This is a genomic window from Streptomyces viridifaciens (assembly GCF_001888885.2).
Classification (GTDB): domain Bacteria; phylum Actinomycetota; class Actinomycetes; order Streptomycetales; family Streptomycetaceae; genus Kitasatospora; species Kitasatospora aureofaciens.
In genome coordinates this window covers 7,674,434-7,690,618 of the sequence record NZ_CP090841.1, presented here as the reverse complement: position 1 = coordinate 7,690,618, position 16,185 = coordinate 7,674,434, and the positions used below count along the sequence as shown (strand labels likewise).

General features: G+C 74.9%; 11 protein-coding genes. All 11 read right to left on the bottom strand.

The window, feature by feature from the left end:
- Positions 1-40 precede the first annotated feature (40 nt).
- On the bottom strand, positions 41-310 hold the full coding sequence (locus BOQ63_RS41550) for an acyl carrier protein (RefSeq protein WP_030279555.1): 270 nt from the start codon (positions 308-310) through the stop codon (positions 41-43).
- A 71-nt stretch (positions 311-381) separates the two neighbouring features.
- Positions 382-1,251 carry a 3-hydroxyacyl-CoA dehydrogenase family protein gene (locus tag BOQ63_RS41545; RefSeq protein ID WP_030550506.1) on the bottom strand — a complete coding sequence of 290 codons (870 nt, stop codon included), beginning with the start codon at positions 1,249-1,251 and terminating at the stop codon, positions 382-384.
- Positions 1,244-6,850: a type I polyketide synthase gene (locus BOQ63_RS41540; protein ID WP_454131994.1), complete on the bottom strand. Its 5,607-nt coding sequence runs from the start codon at positions 6,848-6,850 to the stop codon at positions 1,244-1,246. The genes BOQ63_RS41545 and BOQ63_RS41540 overlap by 8 nt, the downstream gene beginning before the upstream one ends.
- Positions 6,850-8,778, bottom strand: coding sequence for a non-ribosomal peptide synthetase (locus BOQ63_RS41535; RefSeq protein WP_454131996.1), 1,929 nt, complete (start codon positions 8,776-8,778; stop codon positions 6,850-6,852). The genes BOQ63_RS41540 and BOQ63_RS41535 overlap by 1 nt, the downstream gene beginning before the upstream one ends.
- A 76-nt stretch (positions 8,779-8,854) precedes the next feature.
- The gene (locus BOQ63_RS41530) at positions 8,855-9,544 is read right to left on the bottom strand and encodes a 4'-phosphopantetheinyl transferase family protein (RefSeq protein ID WP_454131998.1); all 690 of its coding nucleotides are present in this window, start codon (positions 9,542-9,544) and stop codon (positions 8,855-8,857) included.
- A complete protein-coding gene (locus tag BOQ63_RS41525) occupies positions 9,541-10,302 on the bottom strand; it encodes a 4-hydroxy-tetrahydrodipicolinate reductase (protein WP_030279545.1) in 762 nt (253 codons plus the stop codon). The genes BOQ63_RS41530 and BOQ63_RS41525 overlap by 4 nt, the downstream gene beginning before the upstream one ends.
- A complete protein-coding gene (locus BOQ63_RS41520) occupies positions 10,299-11,321 on the bottom strand; it encodes a hypothetical protein (protein WP_454132000.1) in 1,023 nt (340 codons plus the stop codon). The genes BOQ63_RS41525 and BOQ63_RS41520 overlap by 4 nt, the downstream gene beginning before the upstream one ends.
- The gene (locus BOQ63_RS41515; RefSeq protein ID WP_030550502.1) at positions 11,318-11,611 is read right to left on the bottom strand and encodes a hypothetical protein; all 294 of its coding nucleotides are present in this window, start codon (positions 11,609-11,611) and stop codon (positions 11,318-11,320) included. Before BOQ63_RS41515 ends, BOQ63_RS41520 begins: the two co-directional genes overlap by 4 nt.
- Positions 11,608-13,095, bottom strand: a complete 1,488-nt coding sequence (locus BOQ63_RS41510; RefSeq protein WP_072656047.1) for a class I adenylate-forming enzyme family protein — start codon at positions 13,093-13,095, stop codon at positions 11,608-11,610. The genes BOQ63_RS41515 and BOQ63_RS41510 overlap by 4 nt, the downstream gene beginning before the upstream one ends.
- Positions 13,088-14,269, bottom strand: a complete 1,182-nt coding sequence (locus tag BOQ63_RS41505; RefSeq protein WP_072656046.1) for an acyl-CoA dehydrogenase family protein — start codon at positions 14,267-14,269, stop codon at positions 13,088-13,090. Before BOQ63_RS41505 ends, BOQ63_RS41510 begins: the two co-directional genes overlap by 8 nt.
- Before the next feature lie 77 nt (positions 14,270-14,346).
- Positions 14,347-15,888, bottom strand: coding sequence for a nitroreductase family protein (locus BOQ63_RS41500; RefSeq protein WP_072656045.1), 1,542 nt, complete (start codon positions 15,886-15,888; stop codon positions 14,347-14,349).
- Positions 15,889-16,185: the final 297 nt, after the last annotated feature.

Below are 16,185 nucleotides of genomic sequence, written 5' to 3'. Positions count from 1 at the left end.
CTCTCTCCTCGTCTCTGCGGTCGGGGAGGTCACGGGAGGGTCAGGAGTGCTGCGCGGCGGCGCCGACGGCGGCGCGCTTGCGGGTGACCAGCGCGTCGATGGCGCGCACGGTGTTGAAGTTGGCCATCTCCAGGTCGTCGTCGTCCACGGTGATGTCGAACTCGCCCTCGACGAACAGCACCAGCTGCATGATGAAGAGCGAGTTGACGAATCCGGTGGCGAAGATGTCCTCGTCGTCGGTGAGGCGGTGCTCGCCGAAGAACTGGGCGAGGAAGGCGAGGATCTGCGGCTTGTGGTCGGCCGTCGTCATGGCGGGCGTTTCCTTCTTCTCGTTCGGGTGCCGGGTGCGGCTGGGGCTGGGGCTGGGGCTGATGCGTACGGTCAGGCCAGGGTGGTGGCGTAGTTGTAGAAGCCCTGGCCGCTCTTGCGGCCGAGCAGGCCGGCGTCGACCATCCGGACCAGCAGCGGGCACGGCCGGTACTTGCTGTCGCTGAACGCGGTGTAGAGGCCTTCGACGGACTGCAGGATGGTGTCCAGGCCGATCAGGTCGGCGGTCTCCAGCGGGCCCATGGTGTGGCCGAAGCAGGTCTTGAAGATCCGGTCGACCTCCTCGGCGCCGGCCACGCCCTCGTGGACCAGGTAGACGGCCTCGTTCACGGTGAGCATCAGGACCCGGTTGGTGACGAACCCCGGCGAGTCCTCCACCAGGATCCCCTCCTTGCCCAGTTGGGACAGCAGGGTGCGGGCGGTGTCCACGGTCGCGGCGGAGGTGTGGTGGCCGCGGATCATCTCCACGGTCGGCTTGAGCGGGACGGGGTTCATGAAGTGCATGCCGAGCACCCGGTCGGGGCGGGAGGTGGCCGCACCGATCCGGGTGATCGGGATGACGGAGGTGTTGGCGGCGAACACGGTGCGCTCCGGGCAGACCGCGTCCAGGCGCTCGTAGACGCCCTTCTTCAGGCCCCAGTCCTCGGTGATGTTCTCGATCACGAAGTCGGCCTGGTCGAAGCCCTCGTAGTCGGTGGTGAGGCCGATCCGCCCGAGGACGGTCCGCCGGTCCTCCTTGGGGCCCTTGGCGCCCAGTACCCTGCCGAAGCGCAGGCCCTGGGCGATGGTCCGCTCGGCGGCGGCGAGGATCTCCTTCGTCCGGTCGACGAGCAGGACCCGGTGGCCGGTCTGGGCGAGCGCCTGGGCCAGGCCGGTGCCCATGACCCCGGCGCCGACCACGCCGACCGTGTGGATGTCAGACATCTGCAGTGCTCCGCTTCTGTTCGGCCGGGGTCGTCTCCCCCGCGGCGCCGATCGTCGGTTCGGTGTCGAGGCGTCGACGGAGCGCGGCGGCCTGCTCCGCCACGGTCAGCGTCTCGAAGAGGGCGTTCAGCGGCAGGTCGACGCCGAACCGGCGCCGGATCCGCGCCGCGAGCTGGAGGCCGAGCAGCGAGTGGCCGCCGAGTTCGAAGAACTCGTCGTGCACGCCGACGCGTTCCAGCCCGAGCAGTTCCGCCCACAGCCGGGCCAGCGCGGTCTCGGTGCCGTCCCTGGGCTCGGTGTACGCGGTGAGGATGCCGGGGCGCGGGTGGACGGCGGTGTCGCCCGCCGGGCCGTCCGCCGGGGCGCCCACCCGTTGGGCGCGGATGTCGGCGAACACCGCGTCCAGGTCCTTGGCGACCACGGCGACCTGCGGGCCGAGTCCGGCGGCGAGCAGCCGCAGCAGCGCCTCGACGCCCTCGGCGGGCCGGATGCCCTGGTCCAGGTGGTCGCGCAGCGGTCCGGCCCCGCCCGGCCGTCCGGGGGCGGTGGTCGCCGCGGGCGGGAAGCGGTAGGCGGCGGTCTCTCGGGAGGTGCCGTCGCGCAGCGCTTCGAGTCGGGTCTCCAGGTCGGCGACGCGCTTGAGGACGAAGTCCTCGACCCGGACGGTCTCCAGTCCGGTCTCGTCCAGCAGCGTGAAGTCCGCGGTGAAGGTCTCCTTGCCGCGGCGGTCCGCCTCGTGGAAGCGGTGGTGGCTGTAGATCCGGCGCGGCAGCGGGGCGAGCAGGGTGAGGCGGCCGTAGCTGAGCGGGATGCGGAACTCCTCGGCGAGGTTCATGCCGTGGAAGCCCGCGCCGAGGTCGAGCAGCGAGGGGTGGAGGGCGATCCGCTCCAGGTCCTCGCCGAACTCGGCGGGCAGTTCGAGTTCGGCCAGCGCCTCCTTCTCGCCGAGGTGCACCCGGCGCAGGCAGCGGGAGCGCGGGCCGAAGCCCATCGGGCCGGTGTGGGTGACGGCGCCGAGGTCGCGCATGCCGGCGCGGGCGATCAGCTCGGCGACGTCGTGGCGGCGGCGCGGGGCGGTGTCCTCGCCGACGGGGCCGACGGAGCCGGTCACATGGACCTGCCAGCCGTCCTCCTCGGCCGGACCGGCACCGGTGGCACCTGTCTCCCGGCTGACCACGGCGAAGCGCGGCGGGGTGTGCCGCTTGTCCAGGACGACCCGCAGCTCGCGCTGCTGGTCCTCACCGATGACCACCGGGGAGAGGAAGGTGACCTCCTCGAGCACGGCCCGGGCGTCCCCGCTCTGGTGCTCGTGGACGGCCCGGGCGAGTTCCAGGTGGCCGGTGCCGGGGACGACGGCGTTGCCCGCCATCCGGTGCTCGTCGATCAGCCAGGAGGTGGCGACGCTGAGTGCGACGGAGTAGACGGCGACGGCCTCGTCGTCGCGCAGGCAGGCGTCGAGCAGCGGGTGGTCGACGGGGCCGGTACGGCCGTCGGCGGGCCGGTCGGCGCCGGCGCCGATGGTGCGGAAGGCCATCCCGACCTCCTGCCAGCCGTCCCAGTTCACCGACACGGTGCGCGGGCCGCCGACGGCCTCGTTGTGCTGGGCCAGGGCGTCCAGGAAGGCGTTGGCCGCGACGTAGTCGATCTGCCCGACGCCGCCGGTCAGGGCGAGGCTGGAGGAGCAGTGGACGGTGAAGTCGGGGGCGAGCCGCCGGGCGAGCGCGTCGACCACCAGGCCGCCGCGGACCTTGGGGTCGAGCACCCGGTCGGCGGCCTCGGCGGTCTTGAGCTGGGCGAGCCCGGCGGCCGGGACGCCGGCGGCGTGCACGATCCCGTGGACGGCGCCGAACCGCCGCACCGCCTCGTCGACGATCCGGTGCATGGCCTCGGAGTCGATGACGTCGGCGGCCGCCGTCATCACCTGCCCGCCGAGCCCTTCGAGTTCCAGGACGGCCCGGATCCGCTCCCCCGCCGCGCCGCCCCGGTGGTCGTCGGCGAGCAGGGCGTCCCAGCTCTCGCGGGGCGGCAGCGCGGTGCGGCCGACCAGGACGAGCCGGGCGCCGACGGCCGCGGCGAAGTGGCGGGCCAGCGAGAGGCCGACACCGCCGAAGCCGCCGGTGATCAGGTAGACGCCGTTCTCGCGCAGCGGGGTGCGGCCGTCCGCGGCGGCCTCCACCCGGACCGGCCGGTGGGTGCGCTCCCAGCGGCGGCGGCCGCGCAGGGCGGTGAGTGGCCGGGCCGGCTCGTCGAGTAGTTCGGCGTAGAGGAGTTCGGTGTCCTCCGGTGTCCAGCCGCGGCCGGGCGGCAGGGACAGGTCGACGGCCCGGCAGACGGTGTCGGGCTGTTCCAGCGGCAGGACCAGGGCCGGCCCGGTGACGGTGGCCTTCTCCGGGGCGACGGGCTCGGTGCCGAGGACCGCGAAGGCGTCGCTGGAGACCACGGTGAGGTCCAGCGCGGCGCCGGGGGCAGCGGCGGTGAGGGCCTGGTCGAGCCGGAGCAGGCTGTGGAAGCCTCGTTCCAGGGTCTCCTCGGCGGGGCGGCGCGGGCCGACGCTCCACAGGTGGACGATCCGGTCGGGCAGCCCGCCGCCGTCGGTGATCCGTTCGACCAGGCGCCGGTGGTCTGCAGCACTGCCGGGCGCCAACTCATAGCTGCCGTCGGCGAGTTCACGCCAGCCCTGGCCCGCCCGGACGGTGGTGACGCGGTGGCCGTCGGCGCGCAACCGGGCGGCGAGCGCCTCGCCGATGCCCTCCTCGTCGCTGAACAGCAGCCAGCTCCCGGCCGCGGGCGCGGTGGCCGCCGGGCGGGGCGGCAGCGACTCCCAGACGGGGGTGTGGAACCAGTCCGAGAGGTCCGCCCGCCGGGCGAGCGAGGGCGCGGCCTTCCGGGGCGCCGGGTCGATCCAGTGCCGGGTCTCCTCGAACGGGTACGGCGGCAGGGCGACCCTGGCCGCGGCGTTGCCGCCGCTGACGGCGGACCAGTCCAGGTCCACGCCGGCGGCCCACAGCCCTCCGGCGGTGTTCAGCAGGAACCGCTCCTCGCCCTGCCGGTCGAAGCGGCCCGGTATGGAGGCGACGGCGACCCCCGGCGCGGCGGAGGCGGGCCGCAGCTGCAGGGCCAGGCTGGTCAGGGACTGGCCGGGGCCGGTCTCCAGCAGGACCCGCCCGGGCTGCTGCCACAGCCGGCCGATGCCGTCGGCGAAGCGCACCGGCCGGCGCAGGTGCCGCACCCAGTACGCCGGGTCGGTGACCAGGTCGGCGTCGGCCCAGTCTCCCGTGACGTTGGAGACGTACGGGACGGTCGGCGGTTGGAGGGTGACCCCGGCGGCCAGCTCGGCGAACTCCGCCACGATCGGGTCCATCAGGTGCGAGTGGAAGGCGTGGGTGGTCTGCAACTGCCGGGCGGCGACGCCGTCCGCGGCGAGCCGGGCCTCCAGTGCGGCGACCGCCTCGGTGGTGCCGGCCACCACGCACAGCGCGGGCCCGTTGACGGCGGCCAGTGAGAGGCCGTCGTCCAGCAGGGCGAGGACGCGCTCCTCGGGCAGCGGCACGGCCAGCATCGCCCCGGCCGGCAGGCCGTCGATCAGCCGGGCGCGGTGCGCGACCAGCTTCAGGGCGTCGTCCAGCGAGAGGACGCCGGCCAGGTGCGCGGCGGTGTACTCGCCGATGCTGTAGCCGATCAGCGCGCTCGGCCGCACCCCCCAGGACTCCCAGAGCCGGGCCAGTGCGTACTCGACGGCGAAGGTCGCGGGCTGCGCGTAGCGGGTGCGGTCGAGCTCGGTGCGCTCGGCGGCGGCCGGGCCGCCGCGCAGCATCCGGCGCAGGTCGGGGCCGGCGGGCGCGGTGTCCGGTGCCCCGGCGGGGTGCAGCAGCTCGCGCAGGTCGATGCCGAGGTGCGGGCGGAAGCCTTCGGCGCAGCGGTCCAGGGCGGCGCGGAACACCGGTTCGGTGGCGTGGAGTTCGCGGCCCATGCCGATGCGCTGCTCGCCGAGTCCGGGAAGGACGAAGGCGACCTGACGGGGGGTTCCGTCGTGGTGGCCGGTGCGGACGGCGTTCGGGGCGCGCTCGCGCAGGGCGCGGGCGGCCTCGGCGGCGGACTCGGCGATCAGGAAGCGGCGGTGGCCGTAGTGGCGGCGGCCGGTCTGCAGGGTGCGGGCCGTACCGGCCAGGTCGGGGGCGCCGGCGCCGTCGAGGCGGTCGGCAAGGCGGTCGGTGGCGGCCTCCAGGGCGGTGGCGGTGCGGGCGGTGATGGGCAGCAGGACGCGGGCACGGCCGGGTTCGCGGCGGGCTGGCGCGGGGGCCTCCTCGAGCACGACGTGGGCGTTGGTACCGCCCATGCCGAAGGAGCTGACGCCGGCCCGGCGCGGTCCGGGGCCGGCCGGCCAGTCGGTGAGCCGGGTGTTGACCCGGAACGGGACGGCGTCGAAGTCGATGGCCGGGTTGGGGACGTCGAAGTGCAGGCTCGGCGGGATCTGCCGGTGCTGGAGCGCCAGCACCGTCTTGATCAGCCCGGCGACGCCCGCGGCGGCGTGGGTGTGGCCGATGTTGCCCTTGACGGCGCCGATCGCGCAGCTGCCGGGGGCCAGGCCCCGGAAGACCTGGGTCAGGGCCTCGATCTCGATCGGGTCGCCGAGCGGGGTGCCGCTGCCGTGCGTCTCGACGTAGCCGATGGTGGCCGGGTCGACGTCGGCGGTGTCGAGGGCGGCGCGGATCACCCTGGCCTGGCCTGCCACGCCGGGGGCGGTGAAGCCGATCCGCCGGGCACCGTCGTTGCCGACCGCCGAGCCCTTGATCACGGCCCGGATCGGGTCGCCGTCGGCGAGCGCGTCCTCCAGCCGCTTGAGCACCACCATGCCCGCGCCGTTGGCGGCGACGGTGCCCTGCGCGGTGGCGTCGAAGGGCCGGCAGTGGCCGTCGGCGGAGAAGATCCCGCCGGGCTGGAACAGGTAGCCCTGGTGCTGGTGGGCGCGGACGGTCGCGCCGCCCGCGAGCGCGGTGTCGCAGGCCCCGCCGAGCAGCGCCTGGCAGGCCAGGTGCACGGCGACCAGGGAGGTGGAGCAGGCGGACTGGACGGTGAGGGCGGGGCCGGACAGGTCGAGCTTGTAGGCGATCCGGGTGGCCAGGAAGTCCTTCTCGTTGGCGAGGTTCCGGGCGAACACCTCCCCGGGGTCCTCGCCGTCGATCCGGCCGTCCACGTGGTCGACGTAGCTGTTGTAGTAGGTGCCCGCGTACACCCCGACCGGCCCGGGCACCGCGAGCGGGTCGTGGCCGGCGTCCTCCAGGGCCTCCCAGGCGCACCGCAGCAGCACCCGGTGCTGGGGGTCCATCAGGTCGGCTTCCTTCGGGCTCATGCCGAAGAAGTCGGCGTCGAAGCGGTCGGCGTCCGCCAGGACGCCCTGGGCGGCGACGTAGTCGGGGTCGTTGCGCAGAGCCTCGGGGACGCCCTGGGCGGCGAGTTCCCCGGGGGTGAAGAAGGTGATCGACTCGGTCCCGCTGCGCAGGTTCTCCCAGTACTGCTCGGGGCCGTCGGCGCCGGGGAAGCGGCAGGCGAGGCCGATGACGGCGATCTCCAGGCCGGTCGTGTCGACGCTCTGCTCCATCAGCTGTTCTCCTTCCGCGCGCCGGCCCGTCGTCGGTCGAGCTGGCGGCGCAGCCGGTCGCGGCCGCGGTCGAGCCGGTCCCGGGCATCGGGGGCGGCGGCGGCGGGACCATCGCTCCCGCCGCGCTCCTCGGCCAGGTGGGCGGCGAGGGTCTCGACGGTCGGGCACATGGTCAGCGTCAGGAGCGGTACGTCCCGCCCGAGTTGTTCGCCGAGCCGGGCGGCGACGCGCTTGAGGAGCAGCGAGTTGCCGCCCAGGTCGAAGAAGTTGTCCTCGGTGCCGAAGTCCTCGGTGCCGAGCACCTCGGCCCAGACGGCGGCGATCCGCCGGGCCAGCGGGTCGGCGGGGGCGGCCCGGTGGCCGGACGCGGCGGCGGCGGCAGTGGCCAGGCGTTCGGCGAGCCGCAGGCGCTGCACCTTGCCGGTGGGGCTGCGCGGGACGTCGTCGACGACGAACACCCGGCTGGGGACCTTGAAGTCGGCGAGCCGCTCCCGGGCGTACTCGCGCAGGTCCCGCTCGACGACCAGGGCGCCGGGCCGCGGGACGACGGCCACCGCGACGTCCTCGCCGAGGGTGGGGTGCGGGACGCCGAACGCCACGGCGAGTTTGACGGTGGGGTGGCCGGCCAGGGCGTCGTCGATCTCGACCGGGGCGACCTTGGAGCCGCCGCGGTTGATGATCTCCTTGCTGCGCCCGACCACGTACAGGTAGCCGTCCTCGTCGAGTCGCCCCTCGTCGCCGGTGCGCAGCCAACCGTTTGTGAAGGCAAGGGAGTTGGCCTCCGGGTTGGCCTCGTAGCCGGCCATCACGTTGGCGCCGCGGATGGCGATCTCGCCGGACTCGCCGACCGGTACGGGGTGTCCGGCCTTGTCGAGCACGGCGACCGGGCCGCCGACCGGCAGGCCGACCGAGCGGAGCTTGCGCCGGCCGGGCGGCAGCGGGTTGCTGGTGACCAACGAGCCGGCCTCGGTCATGCCGTACGCCTCGATGACCGGCGCGTGGAAGGCCTCCTCCAGCGCGGTGAGGGTCGGGCCGGGCAACGGCGCGGAGGCGGAGCGGATGAACCGGAGCCGGCTGGCGGCGAGGACCTCGCGGTGGTCGTCGGCCACGGACAGCAGGGCCTGGTGCATGGCGGGCACGGCGGTGTACCAGGTCGGCCGGAACTGCTCCAGCCAGCTGTAGAAGCCGGTGTCGCTGAAGCCGGGGGTGCAGACGATGCCTGCGCCGCGGACCAGGGTGGCCAGCAGGGTGCTGGTCAGGCCGTGGGCGTGGAACAGCGGCATCGGGTTGAGGCAGAGGTCCCGCTCGTCGAGGGCGAAGGCGGCGCCGGTGTTGCGGGCGGCGACGTGCAGGTTGGCGTGGGTGAGCGGGACGAGCTTGGGCCGGTCGGTGGTACCGGAGGTGTGCAGGATCAGCGCGGTCTCCTCGGGACCGGCGGGGCCGCCGTCGGTGGCGGCGACCGGTGTGCCCCGGTCAGCGCAGTGCAGCTCGAAGACGCCCGCGGGAGTGCCGGGCCGGGAGCTGAGCTCGATGACCCGGAGGCCGAGTTCACGGGCGACCGCCACGGCGGGCGAGTCGTCGCCGGCCTCGATCAGCAGGGCGTCGGCCCGCATGTCGGCGAGGTAGAACGCGAACTCCTGCTCCCGGTAGGCGGGGTTGAGCGGGGCGCTCTGGGCGTACGCGGCCGTGCCGAGGAACGCGGTGGCGAGGTCGGGGCCGTTGGGCAGCACCAGGGCGACCCTGTGGGGGCGGCCGATTCCGAAGGTGTTCAGCGCCTGCCCGATCTCCTCGGTCCGCTCCGCGAGCGCCCGGTAGGTGAGCGGGGTCCGGTCGGGTGCGAGGAGGGCGGCGGCGTCCGGCCGGGCGGCGGCCCGGTCGGCGATCAGTCGGCTGAGGCCGGTGATCGGGGCGTCCTCGGTCACGGTCATCTCCCAGTTGCTTCGTTGGTCGGGGTTCGGCGCGTAGGCGGGTTCCGGGTTTCAGCGCCTCGGCGGATTCCGGGTTTCAGCCCGTCGGCAGTTCTGCCACCGCCCAGGCGGTGGGCGGCCGGTCGGCGGTGGTCCGGGTGCCGGTGCGGACCAGGGCCCGGCGGGGGCCGTGGTCCGGCGGTTCGGCTCCGGCGATCTCGACGGTCAGGTGGTGGGGTGCCGCGTCGGCGGCGGGGTGCAGGCGGTAGCGCCGGGGCGGGGTCCGGGCGAAGCCCAGGCCGGAGGCCTTCGCCAGGGCCTCCTTGACGCACCACAGGTGCAGCGGCCGGAGCGGGCCGCAGGCCCGGCGCAGGGCGTCGAGCTCGGCCGGGGTGCCGAAGCGGTGCAGGTTGCGCTCGGCGGTGGCCCATTCGGTCTCGGCGTCGACGCCCAGCCCGGTCGGTGCCGCGCCGCCGGCCGGTTCGCCGCGGCGCAGCGCCACCACCACCTGCTCGGCGGTGTGCGCGACCGAGAACTGCACGGCGGGCCGCAGGGTGGCGCCGTCCCAGCTGACCTGCCGTACGGCGCCGGGGCCGGCCAGCCCGATCCGCCGGTGGGCGTCGGGCAGGTCGGGCACCAGGCCGAGCCGGACCAGGCCGGTCCTCAGCGTGTGCCGGGCCGCGCACCACTGGTCCCGGCGGGCGGCGCCGGTGTGCCCGCCGCACTGGTGCGCGGACTGTGCCGCGCCGCGCCGGACCTCGTCCCACAGCAGTCGCACGCCGGTCACCGCCGTACCGGAACGGGTTCGCGCACCACGTCCGCCAGGCCGCGCACGCCGGGCCCGGCGGTGGCCGCGTACCGGATCGCGCGCAGCACGCCGGGCAGGAAGGCGCGTCGGTCGGCCATCCGGTGCAGGACCTCGACGTGCTCTCCGCTGCCCGCCGCGACCACCCGGTGTTCGCTGAGGGCGTCGCCGAGGCGGAAGGAGGTGATGTCGGGGGCGGGCGCGCCGGGGCCGCGGGCGCCCTGCCAGGCGGCGGCGAGGTGACGGGCGGTGCCGCTGGGGCGGTCGCGCTTGCCGGCGAAGTGCAGGTCGCCTACGCCCGCGTTCCAGCTGTCGTCGGACTGGGCGGCGAGGTCCTCGACGAAGCGGGTGACGGCCAGCAGGGCGAGGCTGTAGTTGGCGGCGACCACGACGGCGCGGCTGCGGCCGACCTCCGCCAGCAGGCGCTGGTGCCGCTCGCCGAGACCGCTGGTGCCGATGACCAGCGCGCAGGGCACGGTGCGGGCCTGGTCGAGCAGCTCGGCGGTGGCCTCCTCGGCGGTGAAGTCGACGACCACCGGGTGCGCGTCGGGGAGGTCGGCGAGGCGGTGGACCACCGGCGCGGGCGGGTTGGCCTCGGCCGGGTCGGGCGCCGGGGGCCGGAGGCTGAGCCGGGCGGACAGCGCCAGGTCGGGGGCGTCCAGGACGGCCTGCCGGACGACGCCCGCCATCCGGCCGGTCAGGCCGCAGACGGCGACGGGGACGGGAACGGGAACGGTCATGCGCCGACCGCCTCCGGGACCAGGCCCATCCGGCGGGCGAGTTCGTTCTCGACGACGCGCCGGCCGCCGAAGTAGGCCTGGAGGGCGGCGTCGGGCCAGTCGGCGGCGTCGGGCCGGTCGGCGACGCCCGCCGGGGAGTGTTCGAGGCCGAGTTCGGTGGCCATGTCCTCGGCGGTGCGGGCGGTCCGCCGGATCAGGTCGACGGTGCTCAGCAGGGTGGCGAGAGCGGCCTGGCCGCCGGGTTCCTCGGTCTTGAACCCGGCCCCGAACCGGGCGGCGGCCGAGGCCAGCGAGATCTCGATCTCCAGCTTGCTGAGCTCATGGGCCAGGTACTGGGAGGTGGAGAGCGCCTCGACGCCCTCGCCGGCCCGGGCCAGCGCCCGGCGCAGGTCGGCGACGACCCGGGCGGGCCAGGCGAGGGCGCGGCGGGCGAACGCCCAGGCGTACGCGTCGAGGGCGGCCGTCAGCTCTCCGCCGGGCGCCCAGTCGACGGGTCGGGAGAGCGCGGCGGCGGGGGCGCCGTCGAGTTCGGCCCAGCCCCAGCCGGCGGCCCGTCCGGCCCCGTGCAGCCGGACGCCGGCCGCGTCGTGCGTGACCAGCGCCAGCCTGGTCGCGCCGTCCAGCCGGACCGGGACCACGGACGCCTCGGCGTCCTGGGTGGCGTACCGGTAGCGGCCGTGCAGCAGTGTCCGTCCGCCGTCCCGGTCGGCCCGGACGGCGGGGGCGGTGAGGCTGAGCAGGGCGTTGGGGGTGAACAGGCCGAGCGAGGCCGTGACGTGGCCGGCGCGGATGTCGTCGAGCAGCGGGGCCCCGGCGGCGAAGGAGTCGAGCAGCGGCAGGACGCCGTGGACCTGCTCGGTGAGCGCGGCGGCCACGGCGAAGGGCCGGGTCTCCCAGATCCGGTCCAGCGCCTCGTCCGACGCCCGGCCACCTTTCGGAGCGTTCGGCGGCAGGTCGAGTCCGCGGCCGGTCAGCAGTCCGTGCAGGGCGGTGAGGGCCCGGTCGGGGGCGGTGGTCATGCGCGGCCTCCCTCGGCGAGCCGAGCGCGGACGAACCGGACGATCGAGTCGACGGAGTACAGGTGCTCGGGGTCGGCCTCGGGGTCGATCACGGCGTCGTAGCGCTGCTCCAGGACCTCCATCAGGTTGATGTAGCCGATGGAGTTGACGCCGGCACGGTCGAGTTCGCCGTCCGCGGCCCGCAGGTCCGCGACGGTGACGACCCGTCCGGTGGCGGTCTCGACGAGCAGTTCGATCTCCTCGCGGAGGTCCCTGTCGGTGCGGGCCGCCTCGTTGGCTGTACCGGTCATGCGTGCTCCTCCAGTTCCTGGGGGTGGTCGTCGGCGGCGCGGACGTCCTGGACCAGGCGGCGCAGTTCGGTCATCCGGGCCTTGCCGACGGTCGATCGGGGGATGGCGGGGAGGAAGGTCACCCGACCGGGCACCTTGAACGGCGCGAGGCGGGCGCGGCAGGCGTCGACGACCTCGGTGCGGCCGATCCGTCCGCTGCCGGCCAGTGCGGCGTGCAGGACGGTCTCCCCGTTGGCGTCGGTGTCGGCGAACACGGCCGCGTCGGTGACGCCGTCGAGGGCGAGCAGGGTGCGCTCGATCTCTGCCGGGTCGATCTTCCGGCCGGCCAGGTTGATCGGTCCGCCGAGCCGGCCGGTGACGAACAGCCGTCCGTCGACCAGGTGGCCGAGGTCGCCGGTGCGGTAGTAGCCGTCGGCGTCGAGCCGTTCGGCCAGGGCGCCGGGGGCGTTCAGGTACCCGGCCGCCATCGAGGCGGTGCGGACCCTCACCTCGGTCTCGCCGGTGGGCAGTTCCACGGACCGGACGGACACGCCGGGCAGGGCGGTGCCGAGTCCCTCGGAGCGGTCGGGTTCGCGTTCGTAGGTGCAGGGGCCGGTCTCGGCGATGCCGTAGTAGTCGGCGATCCGCACGCCGTACAGGGACTCGAACCCGCGCCGGACCTCGGGGTCGAGGACGGCGGCCGCGGAGACGGCCCGGGTGACGGTGGCGAACGCGTCGACGTCCGCCCGGGGTGCGGCGGCGAGCAGCCGGTAGGCCAGCGGGAAGGCCACCAGCCGGGTCGCGGCGGCGCGGGAGACGGCCCGGGAGATTCCGCCGGAGGTGGGCGGGCCCTGGTAGAGGTGGAGTTCGGCGCCGACCGTGAAGACCGGCAGCAGCGAGGTGTTGAACGCCAGCCCGTTGGTGAAGCCGGCCAGGCACAGCACCCGGTCGCCGGGGCCGAGGCCGGTGCCGGCCACCCAGGTGTCCGCGGCCGCGATCACCGCGTCCGCGGTGAACTCCAGGCACTTGGGGGCGCCGGTGGTGCCGGAGGTGAACCGGCAGGTGGCGGTGGACGCCCGGGGCTCGGGCGCCCCGGCCGGGGCGGGCAGCACCGCGAGCGACAGCGCGCTGTCCGGGACGGCCCGGACGTCGCCGCCGAGCGGGAACGGCTCCTTGCCGCCGAGCAGGAAGGCCGGAACGCCGCAGCTGGTCCGGATGCCATCCAGCTCCGCGGCCCCGAAGGTCGCGTCGATCAGGAACGGCAGCCGTCCGGCCACCAGCAGGGCGTAGTACGAGACCAGGTGGTCGATGCTGTTGGCGGCGTGCACGCCGACGTTGGCCAGGTCCGGCCCGAGCAGCGCGTCCAGGGTGTCGGCGCGGTCCCGGACCAGGTCTGCGAACCGGGTGTAGGTCAGTTCCTCGCCGCCCGCGACGACGGCCCGCCGCTCGCCGTGCCGGGCGCAGGCGGCCAGGAACGCGGCGCCAAGCCGCTGCCCGTCAGCCACGGCGGGCTCCGTCCGCTCCGGAGGGCGCGAGTTCGAGCTCGGCCCGGCAGGCCATGCTGTGGTTGGCGATGGTCAGCATGGTGGTCTGGCTGCCGCCGGACATCCGGAATCCGCGCAGCTGGGCGTGGGCGCGCAGCGAGGGGCTGTCCCACATGTAGCCCGCGCCGCCCTCCAGGTCGGTGGCGAGGACCGCCAGTTCGTTGGCCTTCTCCACGCAGAACCACTTGAGTTCGGCGATCTCGGGTACGGTGCTGCCCCCGGCCGTGACCCGCAGGTACGCGTCGGCGATGCCCGCCTCCATCAGCTCCTGGTGGGCGCGGGCCCGGGCCAGCGCGTGGGCGTTGACCGGCCAGGCACCGAGCGCACGGCCGCCGAGGGTGCGGGCGCGCACGTACCCGGTGATGTGCTCCAGCAGCGCCCGGTGGGTGAAGAAGGCGTCGGCGGCGATCAGCAGGCGCATCCGGGACATCACCCGGTTCCAGCGCATCAGCTGGCTGATGCCGCTGCGCGAGACGATCTGCTCGGCGGCGACCCGGACGCCGTCGAACTCCACCTGCGCGGAGTCGACGCTGCGGGTGCCGAACTTGTCGTACACCTCGGTGACCCGTACGCCCGGGGTGGACTTCTCCACCGCGATGATGGCGGGCGCGCCGTCCAGGACGGCGCTGACGAAGCACAGGTCCGCGGTGGCGCCGTTGATGACGAACTTCTTCCGGCCGTGGAGGACGACCTGGGCGCCCTCGGTGGTCGCGGTGGTGGGCTCCTCGGGGGACGGGTCGGTGTCGCACTGGCAGGCCACCAGGTCCCCGGCGACCAGCCCCGGGAGGTAGCGGTCGCGCAGGGCCTCGTCGCGGGCGGACACCAGCCACTCGCAGGCGATCTCGTTCTGCACGTGCATCGCGAGGGCGATGCCGCCGTCGCGGGCTCCGGCCAGCGCCTCGCCGAGGACCAGCGCGCCGAGCAGGCCCAGGCCCTGGCCGCCGAGTTCGCGCGGCAGCGACACGCCCATGAAGCCGTTCGCCGCGAGGTCCTGCCAGGTCTCCCGGCGCAGGTGCCCGTCGGGCGAGGTACGCCACTTGTCGAGCCACTGCGGGGTGAAGTGGTCCGCTGCCCTGGCCTGCAACTCGCGGTGGCGGTCCGTCAGTTGATCGGACAGGATGCCATTGCTCAGCATGGAAACCACACACTGCTCCCTCTGGTCGAGCCTCGGCTCCGAGGCCGGGTCGGCTGCGGGTCTCGTCCGTTCCGCGGTCAGCCGGCCGGCTGCCGTGGGTCCCGTCCGTGGCTGTGAGCGATCGGCGCCCGGTCCCACTTGACGGCGTTCTCGTCGGCGATGCCGACCGCGATCACGTACATGACCTCCTCCTCGTCCGCCAGCAGCGCCAGTCCGGCGATCCGACCCGCGTCGAACCCGCCGAGGCAGGTGATGCCGACGTGCTGCACGGCCGCCCCGAGGCAGAGCCGCTGGGCGGCGCTCGCGGCGTGGAAGTGGAGTTCGGCCAGGCCCTGCTGGCCGCGCTCGCCGAGGAGTTGGCGCACCGGCGCGTGCAGTGCCACCAGCGCGGCGCAGCCGGCCGCGACGCCCTGGTTCATGCAGGCCGCGACCACCGCCTCCTCCGAGCCGCCGTCGCCGCCGACCGGCAGCAGCCGGTGGCCCGCCGGGTCGTACTCGTACGCGCCCGGGGCCAGGCCGTCGACGTTGCGGACCAGCAGGCGCAGGCCGGCCAGCGGGCCGTCCGCGCAGTCGACGGCGATGCCGCCGCGGACGGCGGCCAGTGTCCTTCCGAGCGCGTCGGCCTCGACCGGCTTCGCCAGGAAGCCCTTGGCGGACTGCCGGCTGAGCACGACCGGGCCGAAGTCGTCGAGGGCCGCGGTGTCGTCCGGGCCGGCCAGTGCCACCGGGGCGGCGGCGCCGGTACGGGGGCCGGCCGCCCGGACCGACGCGGTGGTGCCGAACCGCAGCGGCAGGTCCCGGGGTTGGTGGTAGGTGCTGACCGGGCTGACCAGCTCCCAGGCCTCGCGCTCGGGGCCGTCGGGCTGTTCCAGTCCGCGTCCGCCGTCGTGCCACCAGATCGGTACGGCGAAGGGATTGGCCGCCCGGCCGGTCCCGGCCGGGCGGCCCCCGGCCGGGGCGGTCAGGGTGACCAGTGCCTGGGGTTCCCGGCACAGGTTCTCCAGTCCGAAGAGGCGGGAGAGGGCGCGGCGGTCGAAGCGCAGCCGGACCGCGGGGTCGAAGCCCGCGTCGGCGGCGGCCAGGGCGATGTTGGTGGCGGCGTGGGCGCTGTCCAGGTGGGTGTAGAGGTAGCCGCGCCGGCCGTACTTGCGCATCGCGTGCCAGGGCCGGGCCACCACGGCCACCACCGCGGCGGGCAGGTCGGCGGTGCGGTCCGCGTCCGCCGCGGGTGGGTCGGACGACGGCGCGGCGGTCAGGATGTCGGCCACCTCGTGGCGGCCGACGGCGGCCAGTCGGCGCAGGCTGCAGCCGGCCGCGTCGTAGTGGTAGAGGGCGTAGTCGTGGCCGTCCTGGAAGGCCACCAGTACCTCGAAGGGGTAGAGTGCGCCGGCGGACGGCGTGGTGCGGGCCCGCATCAGGGTCTTGCCCTTGGTGATCACCGCGCCCGAACGCTCGCCGTAGCCCAGTCCGAGGGCCTCGGCGATCCGCGTCCACTGGACGCTCATCCCGGGATCCGTGTGATCGGCGGCCGGGGAGATCATCGTCTCCGGGCTCGATCGCAGGCGCGTCTCGTTCCAGAACCCGGCCAGCAGCGGATTGGTCAACTCTTCGACGCCCATAGGTCCTCCCGCGTTCTCGGATCGGTGGTGCGGCGCCTCGCACAACGGGATCGGCCCCAGCTCGGGTCGGCGCTCCGGGCCTGACACCCGACCGGCGCCGACCTGCCGGATCGCGGCTCGGTGCACCGGAGAACAGCCGCGGAAGCAACCCCCTACGCGTCGCTGAACGCCACGATCCGTCTCTCGTCCCGGGACGGCACCGATCACCCAGCGGCCATTTGCAAACCAATCAGCCGACCGCCGAGGCTGTCCAGCGAACGCCGATGGCTCAGTCCGGCCATGGCCCCGACCGGCCAT